The sequence below is a fragment of the Streptomyces prasinopilosus genome, from assembly GCF_001419695.1.
GTDB lineage: Bacteria > Actinomycetota > Actinomycetes > Streptomycetales > Streptomycetaceae > Streptomyces > Streptomyces prasinopilosus.
Map to the genome: position 1 here is coordinate 1 of NZ_LIRG01000724.1, position 6584 is coordinate 6584.

The following is a 6584-nucleotide window of genomic DNA, read 5'->3' on the forward strand; positions in this document are numbered from 1 at the left end:
GAACCCGCCGTGTCGTACGCGGTGGCCCAGGCCGGGCCGTTCGCGCGCGGTCGTCCCCAGCGCGGATGCCGCAGTCACGTCCCCACCCGTTCGAAAGTTTCGGACGTCGGGCGCATGCTTGCGTTACGTTCCTTTCTCATCTCCTTCCCTCCCTCGTAGAGGTTCGTGTGAGGAGTTTTCTGACCAGCGAAGGTGTGTTTACCAAGCCCTCTTCCGGCTGGAGAAGTGTTTCCGAAAGATTGTCGAAAGCGTTGACATGATCATGGCGTTCTACGAAAACTGTGGCCACCGGACGACAGGAGGCCGTCGTTCCCCTCGCGTCATGCGGCCGGGGGCGGCGGTCGGTCGTTGCGGCACGACGACGGGCGATCCCCGCCGTGTTCCATGCAAGGCCGCGGGCGGCAGAAGCCGCCCGCCCCCCACCAGCCTTCATCGGGAGGACGCATGCAGCAGGACGGCACGCAGCAGGACCCGATCCAGCAGAACCCCGCTCCCTTCAGCGGCTTGAGCCGGCGAGGCTTCCTCGGCGGCGCCGGCACCGTCGCGCTCGCCACCGCGTCCGGACTGCTGCTGTCCGGCACGGCTCACGCCGCCACCACCATCACCACCAACCAGACCGGCTACGACGGCATGTACTACTCGTTCTGGACCGACGGCGGCGGCTCCGTCTCCATGACGCTCAACGGCGGCGGCAGTTACAGCACCCGGTGGACCAACTGCGGCAACTTCGTCGCCGGCAAGGGCTGGAACACCGGCGGGCGCAGGACGGTCCGCTACACCGGCTACTTCAACCCGTCGGGCAACGGCTACGGCTGCCTCTACGGCTGGACGTCGAACCCGCTGGTGGAGTACTACATCGTCGACAACTGGGGCAGCTACCGGCCCACCGGCGAGTACAGGGGCACCGTCCACAGCGACGGCGGCACGTACGACATCTACAAGACGACGCGGTACAACGCCCCCTCCGTCGAGGGCACCCGCACCTTCGACCAGTACTGGAGCGTCCGCCAGTCGAAGGTGACCAGCGGCTCCGGCACCATCACCACCGGCAACCACTTCGACGCCTGGGCGCGCGCGGGCATGAACATGGGCCAGTTCAGGTACTACATGATCATGGCCACCGAGGGTTACCAGAGCAGCGGAAGCTCGAACATCACGGTCAGCGGCTGACCCCTGCCCGGCGGGCAACCGGCCGCGGGCTCCGTCCTCGTGGCGGGGTACCAGGAAACACCCACGAGTGGACGGCCCTTCCGGTCCAAAGGAGGGGCCGTCCGCCGTATGCGGTGTGCCACGGCCGAGCGGCGCACGAACCTCGTCCCCGGGATGCCGACCCCGCACTCGTCCCCGGCCGAAGGTGACCGAGTGCCCCCGGGTGACCGAGTGCCCCCGGTGGATCCTGCCGCCCCTGCGGACCCCGCTGGGGCTCGACGGCCGGGGGGGGGGGTACCGGCGAGAAGGCGGCCGTCGCGGAGGCCGGGCCGGCAGGGGTGAAGCGGGGGACGGCGCCGTTCGCACCGCCGTCCCGCCGGACGTCCCGCGCACCGGGCGCACGGGGCTCGTCGCGGGCGTCGGTGAACAGGACGGGACGGCCCGCGTCGTTCGAGAGGATCCCGTCGAGGGCCTCGGAGTTCCAGCCCGCGAGGTCCGTCGCGAGGTCCGTGCCGGTGGCGCTCACGGCCTGCTCCTCGGGTGGGTCCGGGCCGCTCGGCGGGTGCGGTGTGCGAAGCGCGCCGCCGCGGGCCGAGCGGGCGGCGGGTGGCGCCGTGCGCCTTCCGCACCGTCGGCTCCGGCGCGTTCCGCGGCCGCGGCCGGGCCGCCGTCCGCCCGGGTCCACCGCACCCGCGGTGGGCGTGGCGCCCGCCCGGCACGCTTCTCCCGCGACGCCACCGGTACGCGTGGAGGCGGGGGCGGGTCAGGCGGACAGGCGGGGGCCGCCGGCGAGGACGGGGCAGGACGCCTCGACCTCCCCCTGGCCGACGAACCGGCCCCCGGGAGCGGCTTCTCGCGCGACGCCGTCACCGGGACACCGCGCACCGGCGCCCCGGACCGGCCGGGCGGCCGGCCCCTCGGGGGACGGACCGGTTCCCGCCGGTCCGTCCCCCGGGGAGGCCGGGTTCACTTCTCGTAGTCCTCGGGGGTGATCCCGGCCTCCTCCATGGCTTCCCGCATGTTCTTGCTCTCGTCGTCGCGCTTGTTCTCCTGCTCGTCCGGCGTGGCGACCACCTGGTCGGTCGTCTCCGTCTTCGGCCGGTTCTCCTCGGGAACGGTCATCGCGCTGTCCTTTCTCGTGTTCGTCGTCCGTCCGGCGGGCACGGGCGCCGTCCACCGCGCGTCACCGCGGGCCGGCGTGAGCCCGTGCCGGGGCCGGTACGGGCCCCGCGTACCCGGCGGTCCGCGGTCGAAGCGGGGTCCGGGGCGTCCGTGCCGGAGGTCACCTTCCGGGCGGAGCCGACCGTGCCGGGGCGCGGCGGCTCTCGTGGGCGCGCCGGCACGAGACGCACAGCTCGGTGTGGGGCACGGCGAGCATCCGCTCCCGGTCGATGGGGGCGCCGCAGGAGACGCAGGAGCCGAAGGTGCCGTCGTCCAGCCGGCGCCGGGCGGCCAGGGCCTGCTCCAGCTGCCCGCGCGTCTCGTCGGCGCGGACACGCGCCTCCGCGACGGCCGCCCGGGTCGCACCGGCGTCCACCGCGTCGAGGGCGCAGTCCGCCCACAGGGCCGCGATCTCCGCCTCGGCCGAGTCCTTCCGCCGCCGGAGCGTCTCGATCCTCGCGGTGAGATCGTCGTGCAGCCTCCGCCGGTCGTCCGGCGCGCCGGCGGGGGACGCACCGCCGGAGGAGGTCCCGTCGCGGGGCGCCCCCCGCTCCGCACGCTCACCACGGGGTGGCCGACCGGTGCGGGGGGCGGGTGCGGCGGACCCGGCGGATCCGTCCGGTGAGCGGGCGACCGGCGGATCCTGCGGCCGCCGCGAAGGGGGACCGGTGGCGTGCTCGTCGTGCATCCGACACCTCCTCGGTGATCGGTACCGGCTACGGCCGCTCGCCCCCGCCGTCCGCCGGGGGCCGGGTGTCCGCCGGGGCCCGGTCGTCCTCGTCGTCCCGCTCTCCCTCCGCCTGCGAGGGAGTGGTCCGGTCCGGCTCCGTGAGCCGTTCCTCGTCGTCCCGTTCGCCCTCCGCCTGCGAGGGAGTGGTCTCGCTCATCACATCACCTTCTTTTCCTCTGTCCTCAGCCGTTGCCACGGCCTCTCGAGTTCGCGGGATCCCACGGGTCCCCGGGTCCCCGGAAGAGACGTGTGCCAACCATCCGCTCCCAGGACGACATCGCCCGGATTGAGTGCGTGGGAGAGGGGCACTCGGCCGCGTGGGTGTGCGACCCCCCGGCCCGCGGTGGAGAGGAGAGACGCCCATGAGCGTCATCGAAGACGCCGTCGACATCGACGTCCCGGTCCATATGGCCTACAACCAGTGGACCCAGTTCGAGTGCTTCCCCCGGTTCATGCGCGGCGTGCGCCGGGTGGACCGGTCCCGCTCCACCATGACGCACTGGGCGACCAGGTTCGGCGGCGTGACCCGCGAGTTCGACGTGGAGATCACCGAACAGCGCCCCGACGACCGGGTGGAGTGGCGCGTGGTGGGCAGGCCCGGCCTGTCCGGTGAGGTGAGCTTCCGGTCGCTGGGAGAGGACCGTTGCCGGGTGTCCCTCCGTATCGACTTCACTCCGCGCGGCGCCGCCGAGCGGGCCGGGGCCGCCCTGGGCCTGGTCCGCCGGCAGGTGCGGGAGGACCTCCGGCGCTTCAAGGAGTACATCGAGCGCCAGGGCCGGGAGAGCGGCCGGTGGCGGGGAACGATCAGCGGGGGCCGGGTGGAGCCGGACTCCGACATCCTGCCGCGGCGGGTGCCGAACTGGCCGGTCGGCTGAGGAGGCCGGAGAGTAACCGCGACGCCACCTTTCACAAGGTGGTATGTCCTGGATAGTTGTCAGGTACCCCTTTGCGTGCTCGGCGTGGAGCGGAGCAGGTGAGCGGAACAGAGCGGAAGGTCGAGGCGGTGCGACAGTCATCGAACGGTGATCCGGGCGGCGAGCAGGCGAAGATCACCCCGCCGAAGACGTGGGCGGCCGGCGTCCCGGCGGTGGCCCACGCGGTGCAGTACTCCCTCGCCGAGACGTCGGTCCGGCGCACGGCACTGAACCTGATCGACATCAACCAGACCGAGGGCTTCGACTGCCCGGGCTGCGCCTGGCCGGACCCCGCGCCGGGCAAGCGTCACACGAACGAGTACTGCGAGAACGGCGCCAAACACGCCAACGACGACGCCACCACGCGACGCGTCACCCCCGAGTTCTTCCGGCGCCACCCGGTCTCCGAACTGGCACGCAGCTCGGACCGGTGGCTGAACCAGCAGGGACGCCTCACCCAGCCCATGGTGAAGCGGCCGGGCTCGGACCACTACGAGCCGATCAGCTGGCACGACGCCCTGGGGCTGATCGCCGACGAACTGCGGGCCATGGACTCGCCCGACGAGGCGGTCTTCTACACCTCCGGCCGGGCCGGCAACGAGCCCGCCTTCCTCCTCCAGCTCTTCGCCCGGATCCTGGGGACCAACAACCTGCCCGACTGCTCCAACATGTGCCACGAGTCGAGCGGCGCGGCCCTGTACGAGACGCTGGGCACCGGCAAGGGCAACGTGAGCCTGCTGGACATCCACCACGCCGACCTCGTGCTCACCCTGGGGCAGAACCCGGGCAGCAACCACCCCCGCATGCTCTCCGCACTGGAGGAGACCAAGCGCGGGGGCGGGCAGATCGTCGCCGTCAACCCGCTGCCCGAAGCGGGCCTCATGCGCTTCAAGAACCCGCAGAAACCACGCGGGGTCATCGGCCGGGGCACCAACATCGCCGACCAGTTCCTCCAGATCCGGCTCGGCGGCGACCTCGCCCTCTTCCAGGCCCTGAACCTGCTCCTGCTGGAGGCCGAGGACGCCGCGCCGGGGACGGTGCTGGACCGGGAGTTCATCGACCGGCACACCAGCGGGTTCGAGGAGTTCGCCCACCACATCCGCACCACCGTCTCCTGGCCGGACGTCCTGGCGGCCACCGGCCTGGCCCGCGGCCAGCTCGAGGAACTGCGGGACCGGGTCCTGGCCAGCGAACGGATCATCGTCTGCTGGGCGATGGGACTCACCCAGCACAAGCACGCCGTGCCCACCCTCCGCGAACTGGTGAACTTCCAGCTCCTGCGCGGCAACATCGGCAAACCCGGAGCCGGCGTCTGCCCCGTGCGCGGACACAGCAACGTCCAGGGGGACCGGACCATGGGCATCTGGGAGCGGATGCCCCAGGGCTTCCTGGACGCCCTCGGGCGCGAGTTCGCCTTCACCCCGCCCGCCCACCACGGCCTGGACACAGTGGGCTCCATCCGGGCCATGCTCGAAGGCCGCGCCAAGGTCTTCCTCGGCCTCGCGGGCAACTTCGTACGGGCCGCCCCCGACAGCGAACTGACCGAGCGGGCGCTGCGCCGCTGCCGCCTCACCGCGCACATCTCCACCAAGCTGAACCGCTCCCACGCCGTCTGCGGCGACACCGCGCTGATCCTCCCCACCCTCGGCCGCAGCGAAAGGGACTGCCAGAACGGCGAGGAGCAGTTCATCACCGTCGAGGACTCCATGAGCCAGGTGCACGCCTCGTCCGGCCGCCTGGAACCGGCCTCCGACCACCTGCTCAGCGAGGTCGCGATCATCAGCCGGCTGGCCCGCCGGACCCTGGACGGCCAGGCGGACGTGCCCTGGGAGGAATTCGAGGCGGACTACGGCACCATCCGGGACCGCATCGCACGGGTCGTCCCCGGCTTCGAGAACTTCAACAGCAGGGTGCGCAAGCCGGGCGGCTTCACCCTGCCGAACCCGGTCAACGAGAGCGTCTTCCCCACCCCCAGCGGCAAGGCGCTGTTCACCGTGAACGACTTCGAGTCGCTGCGCGCCCCCCGCGGGCACCTCCTCCTGCAGACGCTGCGCTCCCACGACCAGTGGAACACGGTGCCGTACACCACCAACGACCGCTACCGCGGCATCCACGGCTCACGCCGCGTCGTGCTCGTCCACCCCGCCGACCTGCGCGCCCTCGGACTCCAGGACGGCTCCCAGGTGGACGTGGTCAGCGTCTGGCAGGACGGCACCGAACGCCGTGTCGAGGACTTCCGGCTCGTCTCCTACCCCACGACCGCCGGGTGCGCCGCCGCCTACTACCCGGAGGCCAACGCCCTGGTGCCGCTGGACAGCGTGGCCGGGACCAGCAACACACCGACGTACAAGGGCATCGTCGTACGCCTGGAACCGCGCCCGGACGGCCGCACCCCCGACGCCGCGGCCGCGCAGCGCCCCTGACACGGGGCCGGCGAGCGGCACCGGCGAGCACGGCGGGCGGCACGGCGCCCCGCCCCCTGCCGCCCGCCCCGCGGCGGGCGGGTGCGGCTTCGCCGGTTCCGGCCCCGGGGCCCCACCGGGGCGGCGGCCGGGCCGCGGGAGCTCGCCCGGCGCGGGCCGGCGGCGGCGCCACCGCCTGCTCCGTCAGCGGCCGGAGTCGACTCTCTC

6 protein-coding genes are annotated in these 6584 nt (G+C 72.7%); 3 read left to right on the top strand and 3 right to left on the bottom strand.

Translation table 11 applies throughout. The features are described 5' to 3' along the window. Window positions 1–444: 444 nt before the first annotated feature. On the top strand, window positions 445–1170 hold the full coding sequence (locus tag AOK18_RS25265) for a glycoside hydrolase family 11 protein (RefSeq protein WP_055573488.1): 726 nt from the start codon (window positions 445–447) through the stop codon (window positions 1168–1170). A 945-nt stretch (window positions 1171–2115) separates the two neighbouring features. On the opposite strand, the gene AOK18_RS33120 is transcribed toward AOK18_RS25265, so the two are convergent. The 3 genes from AOK18_RS33120 to AOK18_RS33455 all read right to left on the bottom strand — a co-directional run bounded on the left by AOK18_RS33120 (window position 2116) and on the right by AOK18_RS33455 (window position 3197). After that, window positions 2116–2271 (bottom strand): M20 family metallo-hydrolase, encoded by a 156-nt coding sequence (locus AOK18_RS33120; protein ID WP_139058439.1) that lies wholly within the window; start codon window positions 2269–2271, stop codon window positions 2116–2118. 160 nt (window positions 2272–2431) lie between these two features. Beyond that, window positions 2432–2998, bottom strand: coding sequence for a TraR/DksA family transcriptional regulator (locus AOK18_RS25275; RefSeq protein ID WP_055695825.1), 567 nt, complete (start codon window positions 2996–2998; stop codon window positions 2432–2434). A 28-nt stretch (window positions 2999–3026) separates the two neighbouring features. Further along, on the bottom strand, window positions 3027–3197 hold the full coding sequence (locus AOK18_RS33455) for a hypothetical protein (protein ID WP_167738740.1): 171 nt from the start codon (window positions 3195–3197) through the stop codon (window positions 3027–3029). A gap of 205 nt (window positions 3198–3402) precedes the next feature. On the opposite strand from AOK18_RS33455, the gene AOK18_RS25280 reads away from it, so the two are divergent. Further along, window positions 3403–3915, top strand: a complete 513-nt coding sequence (locus AOK18_RS25280; protein WP_055695826.1) for an SRPBCC family protein — start codon at window positions 3403–3405, stop codon at window positions 3913–3915. 128 nt (window positions 3916–4043) lie between these two features. Continuing rightward, complete coding sequence (locus AOK18_RS25285) at window positions 4044–6377, top strand: FdhF/YdeP family oxidoreductase (protein WP_055695827.1); 2334 nt, start codon at window positions 4044–4046, stop codon at window positions 6375–6377. Window positions 6378–6584: the final 207 nt, after the last annotated feature.